This is a genomic window from Ruegeria sp. YTSA144 (assembly GCF_059610125.1).
Genome location: NZ_JBXWNA010000003.1, coordinates 22,278 through 39,425, shown reverse-complemented (window position 1 = coordinate 39,425; position 17,148 = coordinate 22,278). Strand labels below are relative to the sequence as shown.

Sequence of the window (17,148 nt, the reverse complement as noted above, 5' to 3'; positions counted from 1 at the left end):
GAATCCTTTATACGTGAAGTCCCGTGATGCAGCGGTTTTTCGAAACCGTCGGGCAGCTGATTTTGACGTCTCACGGGAGCAGCCGAAAAACTATGGCGCGTTTTATATTCATCACTGGTGGTGTGGTTTCGTCCTTGGGCAAAGGACTGGCTTCGGCGGCGTTGGGCGCCTTGTTGCAGGCCCGGGGATACTCGGTACGCCTGCGCAAGCTGGACCCCTATCTGAACGTCGATCCGGGCACGATGTCGCCGTTCGAACATGGTGAGGTTTTCGTCACCGATGACGGGGCGGAAACTGATCTGGACCTAGGCCACTATGAACGCTTCACCGGGGTGGCCGCACGCAAGACCGACTCGGTCAGCTCGGGGCGGATCTATTCCAACGTGCTCGAAAAGGAACGCCGCGGCGATTACCTGGGCAAGACCATTCAGGTGATCCCGCACGTCACCAACGAGATCAAGGATTTCATCGCCATTGGCGAGGATGAGGTTGATTTCATGCTGTGTGAGATCGGCGGCACCGTGGGCGATATCGAGGGCCTGCCGTTTTTCGAGGCGATCCGCCAGTTCAGCCAGGACAAGCCGCGCGGGCAGTGCATTTTCATGCACCTGACACTGTTGCCTTACATCAAGGCCTCGGGCGAACTGAAGACCAAACCGACTCAGCACTCGGTGAAAGAACTGCGCTCGATCGGTCTGGCACCCGATATTCTGGTCTGCCGCTCGGAAGGGCCGATCCCGACCAAGGAACGCGAAAAACTCGCCTTGTTCTGCAACGTGCGCCCCGACAGTGTGATCGCAGCGCAGGACCTGAGCACCATCTATGACGCGCCGCTGGCCTATCACCGCGAAGGTCTGGATCAGGCCGTTCTGGACGCGTTCCAGATCAGCCCTGCGCCCAAACCCGATCTGGCAAAATGGGAAGACGTCAGCGACCGCATCCACAACGCCGAGGGCGAAGTGAAAGTTGCCATCGTGGGCAAGTATACACAGCTTGAAGACGCCTATAAGTCGATTGCCGAGGCGCTGACCCATGGCGGCATGGCCAACCGGGTCAAGGTCAAGGTCGAATGGGTTGACGCCGAGGTGTTCGACAACGAAGACGTCGCACCGTACCTTGAAGGTTTCCACGCGATCCTCGTCCCCGGAGGCTTTGGCGAACGCGGGACCGAAGGCAAGATCAAAGCCGCGCAATATGCGCGCGAACACAAAGTCCCCTATCTGGGCATCTGCCTGGGTATGCAGATGGCCGTGATCGAGGCCGCCCGGAATGCGGCTGGCATCACCGAAGCAGGGTCCGAGGAATTCGACCACGAAGCCGGGAAAAAGCGTTTTGAGCCCGTCGTGTACCATCTGAAGGAATGGGTACAGGGCAACCACAAGGTCGAGCGCAAAGTCGGCGACGACAAGGGCGGCACCATGCGTCTGGGTGCCTACAACGCGGTGCTGGCAGAGGGATCGAAAGTCGCTGAGGTTTATGGCGGCACACAAATCGAAGAGCGCCACCGTCACCGTTATGAGGTGGACATCAAGTACCGTGAGCAGCTTGAAAAGGCGGGGCTCAACTTCTCGGGCATGTCGCCGGACGGTCGCTTGCCGGAGATCGTGGAATGGTCGGATCACCCATGGTTCATCGGCGTGCAGTACCATCCGGAACTGAAATCCAAACCGTTCGACCCGCATCCCCTCTTCCGCGATTTTGTCCGCGCTGCGAAAGACACCTCGCGCCTGGTCTGACCTAGGGCTGTGTCGGACTGTCACCCCGCGTTGTTTTGTGTGGGCTGATCTCTTAACTGTGGGTGTAAGCAGAACTTCTGCTTACACATGTTCGATGCCGTTCAGAGTTTCAGGAGATTTCCGATGAGCAACGCAACAACGATTACCAACCTTCAACAAGCGCTTCACATGGAGCTGACGGCGGCGCACCAGTATCAGCTGCATGCCCATGTGCTGGAGGACTGGGGGCTGGACATCCTTGCCGAAAAAATGCGCGCTGAAATGCAGGAAGAACTGGGCCACTCCGACGCGTTCATCGAGCGTATCCTGTTCCTTGGCGGCGTGCCCGAGCTTGCGTTTCAGAAAAGTCCGGCAGCCGCGGGGTCCCTGGAAGACATGTTTGCCGCGGATCTGAAGGATGAAACCGAGGCGGTCGACTTCTATACCAAGGCCGCGTTGCAGGCCGCCGAAGTCGGCGATGTCGGGTCAAGGACCCTGTTCGAACGCATCTTGCTGGAAGAAGAAGGCCACAAGGACTGGCTGGACACCCAATTGAACCTGTTGAAGCGTTTGGGTGAGGCCAACTTCAGCGCAAAATTCGTATCCGGCGCGGCAGAAGAAGCCTGAGGCACGCACCGCCGCCTGCCCATGCACCAGCATGGCTCGGACCATCTTGCCGTGGACCGGGTCATGCGGTTTCCGTCACTTCAATGTGACGCGACCGAGCAAAAAAACCTCTACTCGGTCTGCCCTCATGGGGTTAACTGTTGATCACACCACGACAGGAGAGCCCCGATGAGCGATCAAACCCAAAGCGCGAAGACCTTTATCAGCCTTCACAAAAAGGGCGACCCCGTCATTCTGTTCAACATCTGGGATGCCGGCAGTGCCGGCGCGGTGCGGGATGCAGGCGCGCAAGCCATTGCCACCGGCAGCGCACCTGTTGCCATGGCACAGGGTTTTGGCGACGGTCAGAACATCCCGCTAGAGGCCGCATTGGACAATGCGCGCCGCATCGTTGCAGCGGTTGATCTTCCGGTGACACTGGATTTCGAAGGGGCATATGCCGAAGATCCACAGGGCATTGCACAAAACGTCAAGCGTGCGCTGGGTTGCGGCGTGGTTGGTTTCAACTTCGAAGATCAGATCATCGGCGGCGACGGGCTGTACGATATAACGGTTCAGGCCAAACGCGTCGAAGCCATGCGCGGGGCCTGCGAAGACGCGGGCATACCTGCCTATGTCAACGCAAGAACCGACATTTTCCTGAAGGCCCCGGCGGAAACACATGATGAGGCGATGCTGAACGACGCCATTGCCCGTGCTTCGGCCTATGAGGCAGCGGGCGCCAGTGGTTTTTTTGCTCCGGGGCTGAAAGACGAGGCGATGATCGGCCATCTGTGCGAGCGTACGAACCTACCGGTCAACATCATCGCCCTGCCCGGCACCCCCGGCACACCGCGTCTGGCTGAACTGGGGGTTGCGCGCGTCAGCTATGGTCCGGTTCCTTATCGCCAGATGATCAAGTGGTTAACAGATCAGGCGCATGCCGCTATTCACTACCGCACCTGATCACCCTGAAGTTGTGGGATTGCAATTGCCGCCACTTCTCATCACCCTGCTTTTGAAACCGAACAGGAGGCAAGCCCGATGAAAGGCTATTGGGTTGCACATGTCGATGTGGACGACATGGACACATACAAGACCTACATTGCTGCAAATGCAGAACCCTTTGCAGCTTACGGTGCACGCTTTCTGGCGCGCGGTGGAGAACGCGAAGTGAAGGAAGGCGCAGCGCGCGCCCGGACCGTCGTGATCGAATTTCCCAGCTATGAGGATGCGCTTGCCTGTTACGAAAGCGAAGCATACCAGAAAGCCAAAGCACTGCGCGCCCCGGTCTCGATGGGCGATCTTGTGATCATTCAGGGCTATGACGTGTAGACTACGCTTGGCGCACCACAAAATATGGAATAACCTTTTGCCATGTTGAAAAAGTTCCTTCAGGCGCTCAGACCGCCTCAGCATGAACATCTTCCGGACCCGGATGCCGAACTTGCTCTGGGCGCGCTCATGGTGCGCGTGGCGCAGGCTGATCGGGACTACAAGCTGGAAGAGATCCGCCTGATCGACAAAATCCTCGCCCGTCTTTACCAGCATAACGCGATCGAAGCAGCCAAGGTGCGCGCCACTTGCGAAAAGCTTCACGCGGCCGCGCCGGATACCGATACCTTCGGCAAGCTGATCCGCGAGACCACGGATCTGAAGGAACGCCTGGCCGCACTGGATGCGCTGTGGGAAGTTGTCCTGGCGGATGGAAACACCGACGAAGGCGAGGTGAAAATCGTCGAGGAAGCCCGCGTTGCCATGGGGTTGAGCTTTAACGACAGCAAGGCCGCACGTGAACGCGTTCAAAGCCGCTTGGATGTGAGTTAGGCGCTCGCTATATCTAACGCATGTTCAGTGAGTTTCTTTCCAGGCTTACGCAGCCTCAGCCCGATCCTCTTGTCGACGATGACGCCCGCCTTGCCCTGACGGCCCTGTTGGTGCGACTGGCGCGGTCCGACAATGACTATTCCGATTCCGAAATGGCCCGTATCGACCGAATCTCGGCGCAACGCTATGGCCTGTCGCCGTTCGAAAGCGCCGCCCTGCGCACCCGCGCCGAAGATCTTGAGGCCGAGGCCCCGGACACCGTCCGCTTTACCCGAGCCATCAAAGAGGCGGTTGCTTATGAAGACCGCTTGGCGGTCGTTCAGGCGCTGTGGTCCGTGGCTTTGGCCGATGGGCACCGCACCAGCGAGGAAGATTCGCTGCTGCGCCTGGTGGTCAGTCTTCTGGGCGTAAGTGACGTGGATTCCGCTTTGGCACGGCAAAAGGCTGCAAAATCGTGATTGCCATGCTGGGCATGTATGACATGCCCTCCCTGCAAGCCGCCAATGATAGGTTCTGGGGATTGATTCGCGCCGAACTTGGATCAGGCCCCCAAACCCTTACCCGCGACAAAGATGTGTGGGAGGTCTGGCGAGCCCCGAACCTGGTTCTGGCACAAACCTGCGGCATGCCGTTTCGAACCCGATTGCACGGTGACGTGCAACTGGTTGGCACCCCGGACTATGGCCTGCCCGGATGTCCCCCCGGCTATTATTGCTCGGTCTTTGTGGCGCGGCATGACGACGACCGGGATCTGGCGGGGCTGAGCACAGGCGTGTTCGCGTATAATGAGGGCTTGTCCCAATCCGGCTGGGCAGCTCCGATCACACATATGGCCCAGGCAAACCTGCGCCCCGCCGGACTGTTGGAAACCGGCGGGCATGCGCTGTCCGCCCAAGCCGTAGCAGACGGCAAAGCCGACTTTGCCGCGCTGGACATACTGACATGGCTGATGCTGCAACAACACACCAATCTGGGGACCAAACTGCGCGAACTGGCAAGAACGACTCCGTCTCCGACCCTTCCCTACATCACGTCGATGGGTCGGAATCCGCAGGTCATTGCGGGCGCTGTACGGGCCGCGATTGACCAGCTTTGCGACGATGATCAACGATTGCTGCATATACGCGGGTTGATCGACATTCCCGCGGCGCACTACTTGGCTGTGCCCACTCCGCCTTCTCCCAAAGATGGCGGATCAGCGACTGCCCGATTTGTCGACTGATTCTGGCCAATTTGGGTGTTTCTCCGCTTGATTCTGTCATTTGCGCATTGCATTGACCTTTTTTTTCGGTCCTAGTACCGCACCAACACCACCAACCACTGGACTGCCCGTGACAGAAACTGCCCCCGTCATCGAAATCAAAGACCTTCACAAAAGCTTCGGAAATCTAGAGGTGTTGAAGGGGGTCGATATCACGGCACATCGCGGTGACGTGGTATCATTGATTGGGTCGTCCGGGTCCGGAAAGTCGACGCTTCTGCGGTGCTGCAACCTTTTGGAGGACAGCCAGCAGGGCGAAATCCTTTTCAAGGGTGAGCCTGTCAAATGGTCCGGGGAAAAGCACGGGCGCCGTCCTGCCGACCCCAAACAGGTCCTGCGCATACGCACCAACCTGTCGATGGTGTTTCAACAGTTCAATCTGTGGGCGCATATGACCATCCTGCAAAATGTGATGGAGGCCCCAGTGACCGTTCTGGGGCGCGACAGGGCCGAGGTGGAAGACAGCGCGCGCAAGTATCTGGACAAGGTTGGCATCGGCGACAAATGCGACGCTTATCCGGCGCAATTGTCCGGAGGACAACAACAGCGCGCCGCCATCGCCCGCGGCCTGTGCATGGAACCCGAAGCCCTGCTGTTCGATGAGCCCACTTCGGCACTGGATCCCGAGCTGGAACAGGAAGTGATCAAGGTGATCAAGGACCTGGCCGCCGAAGGGCGTACCATGATCATCGTGACGCATGACATGAAAATGGCCGCCGACATCTCAAGCCACGTGGTGTTCCTGCACCAGGGCCTGATCGAGGAAGAAGGCACGCCGGAAGATATCTTTACATCTCCTGAATCCGAACGGCTTCGGGGTTTTCTCTCCGCCACTCAGGCGGCTTAACTTCAAAAACAGAACCAAACTGGGGAGCAACCAATGAAAAATCTGATTCTGTCCACTGCCGCACTGGCGCTGACCGCCGGTATCGCCATGGCCGACACGGTCCGCATGGGGACCGAGGGCGCCTACCCTCCGTACAACTTCATCAATGATGCGGGCGAAATCGACGGCTTCGAGCGTGAAGTCGGCGACGAACTGTGCAAGCGCGCGAACCTGGAATGTGAATGGGTCAAGAACGACTGGGATTCGATCATTCCGAACCTGGTCTCGGGCAACTACGACACCATCATCGCAGGCATGTCGATCACTGACGAACGTGACGAAGTCATCGACTTCACACAGAACTACTTCCCGCCTGCGGCTTCGGCCTATGTCGGTGCGTCTGAGGATGTTGATGTCACCACCGGCGTCGTTGCCGCACAGACCGCCACCATTCAGGCAGGCCACGTAGCCGAGTCGGGCGCGACACTGGTCGAGTTTGCAACTCCGGAAGAAACCATCGCAGCCGTGCGCAACGGTGAAGCCGATGCCGTGTTTGCCGACAAGGACTTCCTGGTGCCGATCGTCGAAGAATCCGCCGGAGAACTGGTCTTCGTGGGTGATGACGTGCCGCTGGGCGGTGGCATCGGGCTGGGCATCCGTGAATCGGATGGCGAACTGCGCGGAAAGTTCGACGAGGCGATTACCTCGATGAAAGCGGACGGTTCGTTGAACGAACTGATCATCAAGTGGTTCGGCGAAGGCGTTCCGACCTACAACGCTGACGGTTCGGTCGTTACAAACTAATCCGTATCAAGCGGTTCGGCGCGTCCGTCGCGCCGAACCCTGCCCGGTTGAAATCCGGGTATGACGTTCGAAAGACGCTCCATGTTTTCCTATTGCGCTGACCCTGACACGCTCGGAACATTCCGCTGGTTCTCCTGCTACCTGACCAACGGCGTGCACTGGTCCTTCTACCTGTCCTTCCTCAAGGTGTTGGGATTGCTGGCGGTGACCGCGCCGGTTGCATTGGCGTTTGGCTTTATGGGCGCAATGGCCGCCCGATCACATTTCCCACCTCTGAGCTGGCTGGGTAAAGGATATATTGCCGTTGTGCGCGGTGTTCCGGACATCGCCTTCTTCCTGTTTTTCGTGATAGCCTTGGACCAGGCGTTCGAATGGACTCGGCATAAGATCCTGTGCCCTGAATGGACCGACCCGATCCGTCAGGGAAATGATTTTATCGTCTGTCAGGCGGCCAAGCTGCCATTGGGGACCGCACCGGAATGGATGCATGAAACCTACGGCTTTTTCCTGGCTGTTATTACTTTCTCAATCGTTTTCGGCGCGTTTGCCGCGAACGTACTGTTTGGTGGAATGCGCGCCGTGCCCCACGCGCAGCTTGAAACCGCCGAAGCATATGGCATGTCCCGTCGCCAGACCTTCTGGCGCATCCTTGTGCCGCAGATGTGGGTCTATGCCCTGCCTGGCTTGTCGAACCTTTGGATGGTTCTTATCAAGGCCACGCCGCTGCTGTTCCTGCTGGGTATCGAAGACATCGTCTATTGGGCCCGCGAACTTGGCGGCACCAAGACGTCCAAGTTTACCCAGTATCCGCATGGCGACTGGCGCATGTGGTACTTCCTGTTCCTGCTTGTCTTCTACCTCGGCATGACGCGCATGTCTGAACTTGGGCTGGAGAAGCTGATGCGGCGGCTGTCCCACGGGCAGGCCACATCAGGCGGCGAGCTTCTGCGCAAGGAGACCACGGCATGAGCTGCTTGCAAACCATTCAAGACTATGGCCTGCGGTCCCTGGGTATCGGCGAGCGTCTGCTGCCCAAAAGTGACTTCACCCTGTGCGAACAGTTCACACTGATCGGGTCGGGCATGATCTGGAATGTCTATTTCGGGATCATGGCTCTGGCGACCGGGTTCTTCCTGGCCACCGCCCTCGCAGTAGGTAAGGCATCCAGCAACAAATGGCTCCGCAAGCCTTCGGAATGGTTTATCTTCCTGTTCCGCGGCTCGCCCTTGTTTATCCAGTTTTTCTTCGCCTATTTCCTGTTCCTGTCGCTGAAGAAATCCAACCCGATGTTCGACGCCTTCACCTCGGCCTGGCTGGGGGCGCTGATCGTGTTGTTCCTCAACACCGCGGCCTATACGGGCGAGATTTTCTATGGCGCGCTAAGGTCCATTCCCAAGGGCGATATCGAAGCTGCGGATGCCTATGGCATGTCAGGCTGGGCCCGTTTTCGTCGGATCGTCTGGCCCACCATGTTGCGGCTTGCCTGGCCTGCCTACACAAACGAAGCAATCTTTCTCTTCCACGCAACAACGCTGGTCTTCTTTTCAGCCTTCCCGGCATGGCAGCAACGCGGAGACGCCCTGTATTACGCCAGTTACTTTGCGGACAAAACGTTCAACCCGTTCATCCCGTACCCGATACTGGCGTTCTATTTCATCCTGCTGACGCTGGTGATCGTCGGAGGCTTTGGCCTGATCAACAAACGCCTGAACCGGCACCTGCCAGTCGCAAAACGGGCCAAGATGCGGTTCAAACTGAACCTGGCGCGCTGAGTTTCGGCGCGCCAGCCACGTCTGGACACAAAACCAAATCAACGCCAATCACCGCGCGCCCGCGCGCTTTTCCGCACATTCAAAGGGGGGGGAAGTGGTACCGCCTCCCTGGCTTGAACAGGGGACCTCTGGATCCACAATCCAGCGCTCTAACCAACTGAGCTAAGGCGGCACTCGTGAGGGGCGATGTACCGAACACGCCCGCGGAATGCAAGAGGATTAAAGCCGAAATTTCCAGCTTTGTTCGACAAGATCGACACCGAAGGAATGCACCGCTTTGCTGTCCATCAGCTCCCAGCCAGACGCCTTGTACAGAGCGCATGCGGCGGTATGGCTTTCGTGCGTCCAAAGGACCATTTCCCGGTATCCTGCCTCGCGCGCGAAGGCAGTACATGCTTGCAGCAGGCGCTTTCCCAGCCCCAGCCCTCGTGCTTTCGGGACAAGCAGAAACAGCCGCAGCTTGGCGGTATTTCGATCAACAGAAACGCAAAAAATACTGCCCAGACGTTGCCCTTCCCGTTCCGCGATCCAGCCTCTTTCAAGCTCGGGGTCACTGCTGTCCATGAAATCATCAAGGATGCTGGCCACCAAGGGGGCAAAGCTGTCATCAAACCCTTCGTCGCGCGCATAAAGCAGACCGTGCTGCTCAACCAGCCACGCGGCGTCATCGGGGCGAAAGGATCTGAGAACGGCGTCTTCCATGTCTCATCTGACCGCAAAGGTGACTTGATTCTCAACCCCGTGCGCGCTAGCAGGAACGCTCAGTCTCGGAGGCACAGATGGGCATCAATACCGAACGCGACATTCAGGCAAACCTGCAAATCGGTCCGACCGATCAGGGTATGGTCCGCCTGTTCATCGAAGCTGACGGCATCGAAATACCGATGGATTTTGACCCGGAAGAAGCAGAAGAAATCGCCGACGAAATTCGCGCCGCGATACAAGCCGCCCTCGCCGTCAAAGGCTGACCTTACAGCCTGGGATCCCGAAGTGCCTGCAAGCGGCGCGCGGCATCCGTTGCAAATTTCTGGATCATCTTCTTGCGCCGCGCCGGTGCGATTTTGTCCTCGGGCGCCATGCGCACGATTTCCGCATCATAGGCATCGGCGATGATCAGGCCTGTTTCATCAGGCAACAGATCGGTCGGGAATTCTGTATCGACGGCCCAGAAGAATCGGTCACACCATTCCAAATAGCCCTGCCATTTCGAATCCGACTGATAATCGGCACGGCTGGATTTGCATTCAATCACCCACAACTCACCCTTTGGCCCCAGCCCCATGACATCTACGCGCAATCCGCGCGCAGGCACGAATTCCTCTACGGAAACAAAGCCATGCGCCGAAAGATGCCGCGCGACGCCACGTGCCAGTCTCTGTCCAGGTTGCAGATCCAAAGTCATAGCTGAAAATGTGAACAATTAGCGAACAAATGTAAAGTATCTTTGCACCTTGACACAGTACCTATTGGTATCGCATTAATGTGACACCAAAAGGTATTATTTCGGGGGTTGCTTATGGAGAACCAAACTCAAAACGCGTTTCGTGCGCTGGCCGATCCCACACGCCGGAACATCGTGCGACTGCTCTCGTCACAGGACATGACGATCGGGCAGTTGACGGACCGGTTCGACATGACCCGGGCTGCGGTCAAAAAGCACCTGACGGTTCTGTCCGACGGTGGATTGATCACAGTCGAAGCGCGCGGCCGGGAACGCATCAATCGACTTGAACCACAGGGTATGGCCCCAGTGCTCGATTGGCTCAGCTATTTTGACCAGTTCTGGGACGACCGCCTCAACTCTCTCAAGGAAGCCATTGAAAGGAAACAAAATGACTGATGCTGTATTGAAGAAATCGATTTTCCTCAGGGCGGAACCGGAAACCGTTTGGGCCTATCTGACGGAACCTGAGCATCTGGCGGAATGGTTCCACAAACCTGAAAGAACACTGGCAGAAGGTCAGAGGCTTGAGATGTTCGGCACAACAAGCGGCGACTTGTTGATCTGGGGAGAGGTCCGTGTCGCCCGCCCCCCGAAATACCTTGAACACACCTTTACCGTCAAACCGATGGGAGACGCTGTAAGCGTGGTCAAATGGACATTGGAGCCGGTCTTGGGCGGCACACGTCTTGAGCTTGTGCACGAAGGATTACCGCAAGGCGTCGCAGCGTTTGATCTGATCCTGGCCCTGGACAAAGGATGGGACGAACATTTCGGCAAGTTGCGTCTGGCATTGCACGAAACTGTTGTCGCCTGACCTCTTGCGCGAACCCGTCAGACACCCTACTTAAGCGCGTGGCGGGTTCTGCCCTTCTTGTGACAGGTAGCATTCTGGTGGCCTTAAGCAATTCCGAGGGGGCTGGCTCTGTTCAGGTCCTGGCCTGATTACCCGGCGCCCACCTGTACATACAGGTCCTCGGGAATCAAACCGCACGGTTGACTGGTGGTCCCGCCGCACTTTCCCTGAAATATCAGCGCCCTGCGTGGGCTTCCTGTTTCACGGCTGCCGGCTCGAAACTGTGTGCGACCGGTGTTCCCCGACGTGGCCCCTGCGGCTTTTCCGCCATGCTCATGATCTTGTACGCGAACTGAACGCCGGCAAAGACGATACCGTTCATGAACCAGATCATCACCAACGCGATCAGGCCGATTTCCGACCCGGTGATCAGGTGCCGAAGATTCGCGACATTCAGCGCCAAGAGCACCCCGACAAACACGGCCGAAATGACAAAACCCCAGGCGACTTGCGTGATATAAAGGCGGATCAGTTTGGGCATGGCGAACCTCCTTGCGCTTTGTTGACAATGCTAGCGCAAGTCTGGTTCAGGTAAACGTGTCAGAACGCCTCGGGCTGGGCCTCGCGCGCCATGTGATCCAGCACGGCATTGACGAATTTTGGTTCTTTACCCTCAGGGAAAAAGGCACGTGCCACATCGACAAACTCGGTGATCACCACCTTGGGCGGTGTGTCGCTTTGGGTCAGCTCCGCACCCGCCGCGCGGAACAGCGCGCGCAGGGTCGGGTCGATGCGCGCGATCGGCCATTTCGCCACCAGCGCGCGGTCGGTCATCTGGTCGATCGGCGCCTGATAGTTCACGGCGTCATCCACCAGCTTGCGGAACAGCGTGCTGTCGCCCTCAAGCATCTCGTCGCCCTCGTAGACCGCGCCGAACCGATGGTCCAGAAACTCGTTGACCACCTGCTCGGTCGTCTGGCCCGACTGCTCCATCTGGAACAGCGCCTGCACGGCATAAAGCCGCGCGGCGGATTTCATCAGGCGTTTCCTGTTTGCCGGTTTCGGCGTGTCTGTCTGGGTCATGCTGTCGTGGGTCCGTTGTTGTCGCCCGCCACCAGGATGGACTCGGACGGCGGCTTGAATCCGACGCCCTTTTTCGAAGCGCCCCACTTACGGCTGAGCGCGATCAGATGCAAGGCCGCAGCGGCCGCGCCGCCCCCTTTATTCATCTTTTCGGGATTGGCGCGGACTTCGGCCTGCTCGTCATTCTCGACCGTCAGGATGCCGTTGCCGATGCACAGCTCCTGTAGGCCCAGCAGTTGGATCGCGCGGCTGGAATCGTTGCAGACGGTCTCGTAATGCGTGGTCTCACCGCGAATGACGCAGCCCAGCGCGACATAGCCGTCAAAGTTGCACTGTCGGTCGGCCATGGCGATGGCTGTGGGAATTTCCAGCGCTCCGGGCACTTCGACCACTTCGCAGGTGCCGCCAGCCGCTTCGATCTCGGCCGTGGCACCCGCAATCAGGTTGTCGGCGATCGAGCGGTAGAACGGAGCCGCCACGATCAGCAGTTTCACCGGCTTGTCGAAGCTGGGTGTCGGCAGAATTCCGTGTTTGTCTTGTTCAGCCATGTTCAGTCTTCCTTCAGAATCGAGCGGGTACCGACGATGGACAGACCAAACGCGTCCAGCCCAAGATACACCGTTTCAGGAGAGTCGGTCAGAAGCACCAGTTCCTGAATCCCCATCTTGGACAGGATCTGCGCCCCCAGACCGGTTTGCTTGATGGTGCGCGGGCCTTCATCCTCGACCGCATACAACGAGTTGCGCGGCTGGCGGAACAGGCAGACCACTCCGCGGCCCTCTTCGGCGATCTTTTCCATCGCGCGCGGCAGCTCGCGCGATGATTTCGGGCCAAGCCCCAGGATATCCGGCGCTTCATGCAGGGCGTGCGTGCGAGTCAGAACGGGCTCGGGCGTGGTGATGTCGCCTTTGATCATGACAACATGTTCAATGCCGTGGGTCTGATCGGTGAAAATCCGCATTTCCCACTCACCGCCGTATTCCGAGGTGACTGTTTGACGAGAAGTCTCGACAACCAGATTGTCGTTGCGCGATCGGTAACTGATCAGATCGCTGATCGTGCCGATTTTCATGTCGTGCTTTTTGGCAAACTCGACCAGATCCGGCAGGCGCGCCATGGTTCCGTCTTCATTCATGATCTCGCAGATCACGCCTGACGGGTTCAGCCCGGCAAGGCGCGAGATATCCACGGCGGCCTCGGTATGGCCTGCGCGCACCAGCACCCCGCCCCGCTTTGCCCGCAACGGGAAGACATGGCCCGGGGTGGCGATATGCGCCATCGTATTCTGTTCATTTATTGCGGTCGCCACGGTCAGCGCCCGGTCGGCGGCTGAAATCCCGGTGCTGACACCTTCGCGCGCCTCAATCGAAACCGTAAAGGCCGTCTCGTGCCGGGACGAGTTGTTCACGGCCATCATCGGCAGCCCCAGCGCATCTATCCGTTCCGCCGTCATCGGCAAACAGATCAGACCGCGCCCGTGGGTGGCCATGAAGTTGATCGCCTCGGCATCCGCAAACTCGGCCGGGATCACCAGATCGCCTTCGTTTTCACGATCTTCGTGATCGACCAGAATGTACATCCGGCCTGCGCGCGCTTCTTCGATGATTTCTTCGATCGGGCTGATCGCGTCACGCAACTGGGCCTCGACCGGTCCGGGGGTTTCAAAGCTCATGGGGCAGCCTTTCACATGGCGGGTTTGCTCGGCGGAATAGACCACTGAGGGCGCAAAGACCAGTCCACAAACGGCGCAGGTGCTTTCCGACGCGACGTATCAGGACATCTCGGCCAGACGCGCGACGTACCGGGCCAGCGTATCGATCTCAAGATTGACGCGATCGCCCACACCGACATCGCCCCAGGTCGTGACTTCCTTGGTGTGAGGGATGAAATTGATGCCAAACTCGCAATCACTCACGTCATTCACCGTCAGCGATGTCCCGTTCAACGCAACCGACCCTTTGGGCGCTATGAAACGGGCCAGTTCCTTCGGTGCGCGCAAGGTGACACGTGTGCTGTCGCCTTCATCCTCGACCGCGACCACTTCGGCCACGCCATCCACATGACCCGAAACGATGTGACCGCCCAGTTCATCGCCGACTTTCAGCGCACGCTCCAGATTGACACGTTTGCCGACGGCCCATGTATCAAGGTTGGTCTTCGAAACCGTCTCGGCGCTGATCTGAACATCATACCAATCGTCGCCCAGCGCGATCACCGTCAGGCACACACCATCACTGGCGATCGAAGCACCGATATCGATACTGGCCGTGTCATAGGCCGTCCTGATCCGGGCGCGCAGATCCCCCTGCTGTTCCAGCTCGGTGACGGTGCCGATGTCGGTGACGATCCCTGTGAACATTCCGTTAACCCTCAGTTCCTAACCTGTGCCTGCTTTTCAAAGTCGAGGTAAGCCCAATGGGCCGCGCGGGCAAGCCCCGCCTTGCCGTACCAGGCCCAAACAGGCATAGTTTCCGCAACAAAAAACCAAAAGAGCAGTCCAGATGCCGCAAATGCCTTCAGGCTCAGATAAACGGGTCTTCCTGTTCCTTCAGGGACCTCACGGGCCGTTTTTTTCGTCACTCGGGCAGATGTTGCGCGCCACGGGGGCACAGGTCTGGCGGGTTGGTTTCAATGCGGGCGATCAGGCGTTCTGGTTCGACAAGGCAAGTTTCATCGCATTCCGGAACACGCCCGGCGATTGGCCCGAGACATTGAACAGATTGATTGCCGACAAGGGCGTCACGGATATCGTTCTTTATGGCGACACGAGACCGGTCCACGCCCGCGCAGTTGAGATTGCGAAGTCGCGTGGGCTGACAATTCACGTTTTCGAAGAAGGCTACCTGCGGCCCTGGTGGGTCACGTACGAGCGGGATGGATCAAACGGACACTCGCGCCTGATGTCATTGGATGTGGACCGGATGCGGCAGGCTCTGGCCCAGTCGGACAGCAAAGCGCCGCCGCCTCCGTCGCATTGGGGGGATATGCGGCAACACATCTTCTACGGTGCCCTCTATCATTGGTTCGTCATGTTCCTGAACAAGAGATACCGCAACTTCCGGCCTCATCGTGATCTGCCGGTTTCACAGGAATTCCGGTTGTATTTCAAACGTCTGATGCTGATGCCTTTTCATCGCCTGCAACGCAGCGTGGCCACGGCGCGCGTCAGATGGGGGGGCTTCCCGTATCACCTCGTGCTGCTGCAACTCGGGCATGACAGTTCGGTTCAGGCCCATTCCGAATTCGCCTGCATGTCCGATTTTCTGGAACTGGTCATCGCAGGATTCGCGCAAGGCGCACCGGCGCATCACAGGTTGGTCGTGAAAGAGCACCCTTTGGAAAACCACCGTGAACCATTGCACCTGCGCGCCATGGAGATTGCCAGGAAACACGGGGTGCAGACCCGTGTTCACTATGTCCCCGGCGGAAAACTGGCAGGTTTGCTGGATGAGGCAAATTCGGCCGTCACCGTGAATTCCACTGCGGGCCAGCAGGTCTTGTGGCGGGGTATTCCGCTGCGTATTTTCGGACGTTCGGTTTATGACAAGACCGACTTCGTATCACAGCAGTCGATCGCCGCTTTTTTTGCTGAACCAGACGCGCCGGATGTCGACGCCTATCGCTGTTACCGGCAATTCCTGCTGGAAACCAGCCAGGTGCCGGGCGGTTTTTATTCCCGGCGCGGCCGTCGGCAGTTGTTGCGCCGCGCCGTGGACATGATGCTCAGCAGCAGCGACCCTTATCAGGCCCTTCTGAACAAGAACGAGGCACCGACGCCACAGTTGAAAATCGTCGAGTAGTTCGGGCGCTCTGTGACTGGAAGTTGAGCTGTTTACCGGCTAATCTCGCCGCAACAACAAAAGACTGAGGATATCCGGCAGTGCAATTCTCTCCTAAGCGATGGATGCGGGGGGTTTCCCTTGTGGCCGCAATCGGCTTGATGGCGGCCTGCCAACTTCCGAAATCCGGGCCGAACAAGACCGAAATTCTGGCTGGTGCGGTCCAGAATGGCGGCAACGCGTTTGTCGTCGAAGTCGATGACCGCGTGACACGCCTTACATCCGCCGTGCCTCAGTTTGGCTTTTCTTCCTCGTTCAGCAGCGCCCAGGCCTTGACCGCCGACACTGTTCGCCCCGGCGACGTGCTGGGCCTGACCATATGGGAAAACGTGGACGACGGGTTGCTATCCGGCGAAACCGGTACGGCAACCGCCCTGGATGAAGTTCAGGTCGACAGCGATGGATTCATTTTCGTCCCCTACGCGGGTCGGATCCGGGCCGCGGGAAACACGCCGGAACAGCTTCGCGTTTTGATCACGAACAAGCTGCGGGAACAGACACCGGACCCACAGATCGAAGTGCGGCGTGTTGCGGGTGACGGTTCCACCGTCTCGCTTACGGGAACTGTCGCATCCCCCGGCATCTATCCGATCGAACGCCCAACCCGTTCCCTGCTTGGCATGCTGTCTCAGGCGGGTGGGGTTTCTGTAGCGTCAGATATCGCGTTGGTGACTCTGATCCGAGGGGATCAAAAGGGCACCGTCTGGTACGAAGACCTGTTCCGCAACCCGAAACTGGACGTCGCATTGCGTGGCGGAGACCGCATTTTGGTGGAAGAAGACAGCAGATCATACATCGCACTAGGTGCCACAGGCGGCCAATCGCGCGTCGCCTTTGAAAGCCAGGATCTGTCTGCGCTGGAAGCATTGGCTCAGGTCGGTGGTCTGCTGACGCTGTCCTCTGATCCAACCGGCATTTTCATTCTGCGAAAAGAGCGCCAGGACGTCGCCCGCAGCATCACGGGACGCGCCGACCTGAAGGGGGATCAACGCATGATCTACCTGCTGAATCTGACGGCTCCCAACGGTCTGTTCATCGCGCGTGATTTCGTGATCCGCGACGATGATACGATTTATGTGACCGAAGCACCCTATGCACAGTGGAGCAAATCGATCTCGCTGATCGCTGGTGGCCTGACCCCCATCGCAAACGTCGCCACGCTGACCGGCAACTGATGC

The 17,148-nt window shown here is 58.4% G+C and carries 23 protein-coding genes and 1 tRNA gene; 16 read left to right on the top strand and 8 right to left on the bottom strand.

Annotation, left to right across the window (positions count from 1 at the left end):
• The first annotated feature begins 92 nt into the window (after positions 1-92).
• The 11 genes from pyrG to AC2FF8_RS08970 all read left to right on the top strand — a co-directional run bounded on the left by pyrG (position 93) and on the right by AC2FF8_RS08970 (position 8,811).
• Positions 93-1,736 carry a CTP synthase gene (gene pyrG / locus AC2FF8_RS09020; RefSeq protein ID WP_170346558.1) on the top strand — a complete coding sequence of 548 codons (1,644 nt, stop codon included), beginning with the start codon at positions 93-95 and terminating at the stop codon, positions 1,734-1,736.
• A gap of 123 nt (positions 1,737-1,859) precedes the next feature.
• Positions 1,860-2,342 carry a bacterioferritin gene (locus AC2FF8_RS09015; protein WP_170346557.1) on the top strand — a complete coding sequence of 161 codons (483 nt, stop codon included), beginning with the start codon at positions 1,860-1,862 and terminating at the stop codon, positions 2,340-2,342.
• A 168-nt stretch (positions 2,343-2,510) separates the two neighbouring features.
• Entirely contained in the window at positions 2,511-3,287 is a 777-nt protein-coding gene (locus AC2FF8_RS09010; protein WP_496879492.1) for an isocitrate lyase/PEP mutase family protein, read from the top strand.
• Between the two features lie 78 nt (positions 3,288-3,365).
• The gene (locus AC2FF8_RS09005) at positions 3,366-3,656 is read left to right on the top strand and encodes a DUF1330 domain-containing protein (protein ID WP_496879491.1); all 291 of its coding nucleotides are present in this window, start codon (positions 3,366-3,368) and stop codon (positions 3,654-3,656) included.
• 42 nt (positions 3,657-3,698) lie between these two features.
• The gene (locus tag AC2FF8_RS09000; protein WP_152457570.1) at positions 3,699-4,148 is read left to right on the top strand and encodes a tellurite resistance TerB family protein; all 450 of its coding nucleotides are present in this window, start codon (positions 3,699-3,701) and stop codon (positions 4,146-4,148) included.
• A 20-nt stretch (positions 4,149-4,168) separates the two neighbouring features.
• Positions 4,169-4,606: a tellurite resistance TerB family protein gene (locus AC2FF8_RS08995; protein ID WP_170346554.1), complete on the top strand. Its 438-nt coding sequence runs from the start codon at positions 4,169-4,171 to the stop codon at positions 4,604-4,606.
• Complete coding sequence (locus tag AC2FF8_RS08990; RefSeq protein WP_496879490.1) at positions 4,603-5,370, top strand: phosphate/phosphite/phosphonate ABC transporter substrate-binding protein; 768 nt, start codon at positions 4,603-4,605, stop codon at positions 5,368-5,370. The genes AC2FF8_RS08995 and AC2FF8_RS08990 overlap by 4 nt, the downstream gene beginning before the upstream one ends.
• 109 nt (positions 5,371-5,479) lie before the next feature.
• Complete coding sequence (locus tag AC2FF8_RS08985; protein ID WP_170346552.1) at positions 5,480-6,256, top strand: ABC transporter ATP-binding protein; 777 nt, start codon at positions 5,480-5,482, stop codon at positions 6,254-6,256.
• 33 nt (positions 6,257-6,289) lie between these two features.
• Positions 6,290-7,039, top strand: coding sequence for a transporter substrate-binding domain-containing protein (locus AC2FF8_RS08980; RefSeq protein WP_152457566.1), 750 nt, complete (start codon positions 6,290-6,292; stop codon positions 7,037-7,039).
• 81 nt (positions 7,040-7,120) lie between these two features.
• A complete protein-coding gene (locus AC2FF8_RS08975; RefSeq protein ID WP_257600833.1) occupies positions 7,121-8,008 on the top strand; it encodes an ABC transporter permease in 888 nt (295 codons plus the stop codon).
• Complete coding sequence (locus tag AC2FF8_RS08970) at positions 8,005-8,811, top strand: ABC transporter permease (protein WP_170346551.1); 807 nt, start codon at positions 8,005-8,007, stop codon at positions 8,809-8,811. Before AC2FF8_RS08975 ends, AC2FF8_RS08970 begins: the two co-directional genes overlap by 4 nt.
• Positions 8,812-8,906: 95 nt before the next feature.
• Here the strand turns inward: AC2FF8_RS08970 and AC2FF8_RS08965 are convergent.
• Both AC2FF8_RS08965 and AC2FF8_RS08960 read right to left on the bottom strand, forming a co-directional pair.
• Positions 8,907-8,983 (bottom strand) — tRNA-His (locus AC2FF8_RS08965).
• A 47-nt stretch (positions 8,984-9,030) separates the two neighbouring features.
• Positions 9,031-9,513 carry a GNAT family N-acetyltransferase gene (locus tag AC2FF8_RS08960; RefSeq protein ID WP_170346550.1) on the bottom strand — a complete coding sequence of 161 codons (483 nt, stop codon included), beginning with the start codon at positions 9,511-9,513 and terminating at the stop codon, positions 9,031-9,033.
• Between the two features lie 77 nt (positions 9,514-9,590).
• On the opposite strand from AC2FF8_RS08960, the gene AC2FF8_RS08955 reads away from it, so the two are divergent.
• Positions 9,591-9,779, top strand: a complete 189-nt coding sequence (locus tag AC2FF8_RS08955; RefSeq protein WP_117869403.1) for a DUF6324 family protein — start codon at positions 9,591-9,593, stop codon at positions 9,777-9,779.
• A 2-nt stretch (positions 9,780-9,781) separates the two neighbouring features.
• On the opposite strand, the gene AC2FF8_RS08950 is transcribed toward AC2FF8_RS08955, so the two are convergent.
• A complete protein-coding gene (locus tag AC2FF8_RS08950) occupies positions 9,782-10,213 on the bottom strand; it encodes an MmcB family DNA repair protein (RefSeq protein ID WP_496879489.1) in 432 nt (143 codons plus the stop codon).
• 114 nt (positions 10,214-10,327) lie between these two features.
• Here AC2FF8_RS08950 and AC2FF8_RS08945 point away from each other — a divergent pair, with 114 nt between their 5' ends.
• Both AC2FF8_RS08945 and AC2FF8_RS08940 read left to right on the top strand, forming a co-directional pair.
• On the top strand, positions 10,328-10,651 hold the full coding sequence (locus tag AC2FF8_RS08945; RefSeq protein ID WP_170346548.1) for an ArsR/SmtB family transcription factor: 324 nt from the start codon (positions 10,328-10,330) through the stop codon (positions 10,649-10,651).
• Positions 10,644-11,069 carry an SRPBCC family protein gene (locus tag AC2FF8_RS08940; protein ID WP_496879488.1) on the top strand — a complete coding sequence of 142 codons (426 nt, stop codon included), beginning with the start codon at positions 10,644-10,646 and terminating at the stop codon, positions 11,067-11,069. The genes AC2FF8_RS08945 and AC2FF8_RS08940 overlap by 8 nt, the downstream gene beginning before the upstream one ends.
• 214 nt (positions 11,070-11,283) lie before the next feature.
• Here AC2FF8_RS08940 and AC2FF8_RS08935 read toward each other — a convergent pair whose 3' ends face one another.
• From AC2FF8_RS08935 to AC2FF8_RS08915, 5 genes are all read right to left on the bottom strand, one after another.
• Entirely contained in the window at positions 11,284-11,589 is a 306-nt protein-coding gene (locus tag AC2FF8_RS08935) for a hypothetical protein (RefSeq protein ID WP_170346546.1), read from the bottom strand.
• A 59-nt stretch (positions 11,590-11,648) separates the two neighbouring features.
• Complete coding sequence (gene nusB, locus AC2FF8_RS08930; protein WP_496879487.1) at positions 11,649-12,131, bottom strand: transcription antitermination factor NusB; 483 nt, start codon at positions 12,129-12,131, stop codon at positions 11,649-11,651.
• Positions 12,128-12,679, bottom strand: a complete 552-nt coding sequence (locus tag AC2FF8_RS08925) for a 6,7-dimethyl-8-ribityllumazine synthase (protein WP_496879486.1) — start codon at positions 12,677-12,679, stop codon at positions 12,128-12,130. Before AC2FF8_RS08925 ends, nusB begins: the two co-directional genes overlap by 4 nt.
• Before the next feature lie 2 nt (positions 12,680-12,681).
• Positions 12,682-13,803 carry a 3,4-dihydroxy-2-butanone-4-phosphate synthase gene (gene ribB, locus AC2FF8_RS08920; protein ID WP_496879485.1) on the bottom strand — a complete coding sequence of 374 codons (1,122 nt, stop codon included), beginning with the start codon at positions 13,801-13,803 and terminating at the stop codon, positions 12,682-12,684.
• A gap of 99 nt (positions 13,804-13,902) precedes the next feature.
• Complete coding sequence (locus AC2FF8_RS08915) at positions 13,903-14,490, bottom strand: riboflavin synthase (protein ID WP_170346542.1); 588 nt, start codon at positions 14,488-14,490, stop codon at positions 13,903-13,905.
• 142 nt (positions 14,491-14,632) lie between these two features.
• Here AC2FF8_RS08915 and AC2FF8_RS08910 point away from each other — a divergent pair, with 142 nt between their 5' ends.
• Both AC2FF8_RS08910 and AC2FF8_RS08905 read left to right on the top strand, forming a co-directional pair.
• On the top strand, positions 14,633-15,931 hold the full coding sequence (locus AC2FF8_RS08910) for a capsule polysaccharide biogenesis protein (protein ID WP_496879484.1): 1,299 nt from the start codon (positions 14,633-14,635) through the stop codon (positions 15,929-15,931).
• A gap of 80 nt (positions 15,932-16,011) precedes the next feature.
• Entirely contained in the window at positions 16,012-17,145 is a 1,134-nt protein-coding gene (locus AC2FF8_RS08905; protein ID WP_496879483.1) for a polysaccharide biosynthesis/export family protein, read from the top strand.
• The last annotated feature ends 3 nt before the right edge of the window (positions 17,146-17,148 follow it).

What these genes read in the sequence shown, in the direction of transcription:
- AC2FF8_RS09015 (WP_170346557.1), top strand. Translation starts at nt 1,860, where the DNA reads ATGAGCAACGCAACAACGATTACCAACCTTCAACAAGCGCTTCACATG.
- AC2FF8_RS08910 (WP_496879484.1), top strand. Translation starts at nt 14,633, where the DNA reads ATGCCGCAAATGCCTTCAGGCTCAGATAAACGGGTCTTCCTGTTCCTT.
- AC2FF8_RS08955 (WP_117869403.1), top strand. Translation starts at nt 9,591, where the DNA reads ATGGGCATCAATACCGAACGCGACATTCAGGCAAACCTGCAAATCGGT.
- ribB (WP_496879485.1), bottom strand. Translation starts at nt 13,803, where the DNA reads ATGAGCTTTGAAACCCCCGGACCGGTCGAGGCCCAGTTGCGTGACGCG.
- AC2FF8_RS08940 (WP_496879488.1), top strand. Translation starts at nt 10,644, where the DNA reads ATGACTGATGCTGTATTGAAGAAATCGATTTTCCTCAGGGCGGAACCG.
- AC2FF8_RS08960 (WP_170346550.1), bottom strand. Translation starts at nt 9,513, where the DNA reads ATGGAAGACGCCGTTCTCAGATCCTTTCGCCCCGATGACGCCGCGTGG.
- AC2FF8_RS08950 (WP_496879489.1), bottom strand. Translation starts at nt 10,213, where the DNA reads ATGACTTTGGATCTGCAACCTGGACAGAGACTGGCACGTGGCGTCGCG.
- AC2FF8_RS08970 (WP_170346551.1), top strand. Translation starts at nt 8,005, where the DNA reads ATGAGCTGCTTGCAAACCATTCAAGACTATGGCCTGCGGTCCCTGGGT.
- AC2FF8_RS09010 (WP_496879492.1), top strand. Translation starts at nt 2,511, where the DNA reads ATGAGCGATCAAACCCAAAGCGCGAAGACCTTTATCAGCCTTCACAAA.
- AC2FF8_RS08980 (WP_152457566.1), top strand. Translation starts at nt 6,290, where the DNA reads ATGAAAAATCTGATTCTGTCCACTGCCGCACTGGCGCTGACCGCCGGT.
- AC2FF8_RS08975 (WP_257600833.1), top strand. Translation starts at nt 7,121, where the DNA reads ATGTTTTCCTATTGCGCTGACCCTGACACGCTCGGAACATTCCGCTGG.
- AC2FF8_RS08945 (WP_170346548.1), top strand. Translation starts at nt 10,328, where the DNA reads ATGGAGAACCAAACTCAAAACGCGTTTCGTGCGCTGGCCGATCCCACA.
- AC2FF8_RS09000 (WP_152457570.1), top strand. Translation starts at nt 3,699, where the DNA reads ATGTTGAAAAAGTTCCTTCAGGCGCTCAGACCGCCTCAGCATGAACAT.
- nusB (WP_496879487.1), bottom strand. Translation starts at nt 12,131, where the DNA reads ATGACCCAGACAGACACGCCGAAACCGGCAAACAGGAAACGCCTGATG.
- AC2FF8_RS08935 (WP_170346546.1), bottom strand. Translation starts at nt 11,589, where the DNA reads ATGCCCAAACTGATCCGCCTTTATATCACGCAAGTCGCCTGGGGTTTT.
- AC2FF8_RS08995 (WP_170346554.1), top strand. Translation starts at nt 4,169, where the DNA reads ATGTTCAGTGAGTTTCTTTCCAGGCTTACGCAGCCTCAGCCCGATCCT.
- AC2FF8_RS08915 (WP_170346542.1), bottom strand. Translation starts at nt 14,490, where the DNA reads ATGTTCACAGGGATCGTCACCGACATCGGCACCGTCACCGAGCTGGAA.
- pyrG (WP_170346558.1), top strand. Translation starts at nt 93, where the DNA reads ATGGCGCGTTTTATATTCATCACTGGTGGTGTGGTTTCGTCCTTGGGC.
- AC2FF8_RS09005 (WP_496879491.1), top strand. Translation starts at nt 3,366, where the DNA reads ATGAAAGGCTATTGGGTTGCACATGTCGATGTGGACGACATGGACACA.
- AC2FF8_RS08925 (WP_496879486.1), bottom strand. Translation starts at nt 12,679, where the DNA reads ATGGCTGAACAAGACAAACACGGAATTCTGCCGACACCCAGCTTCGAC.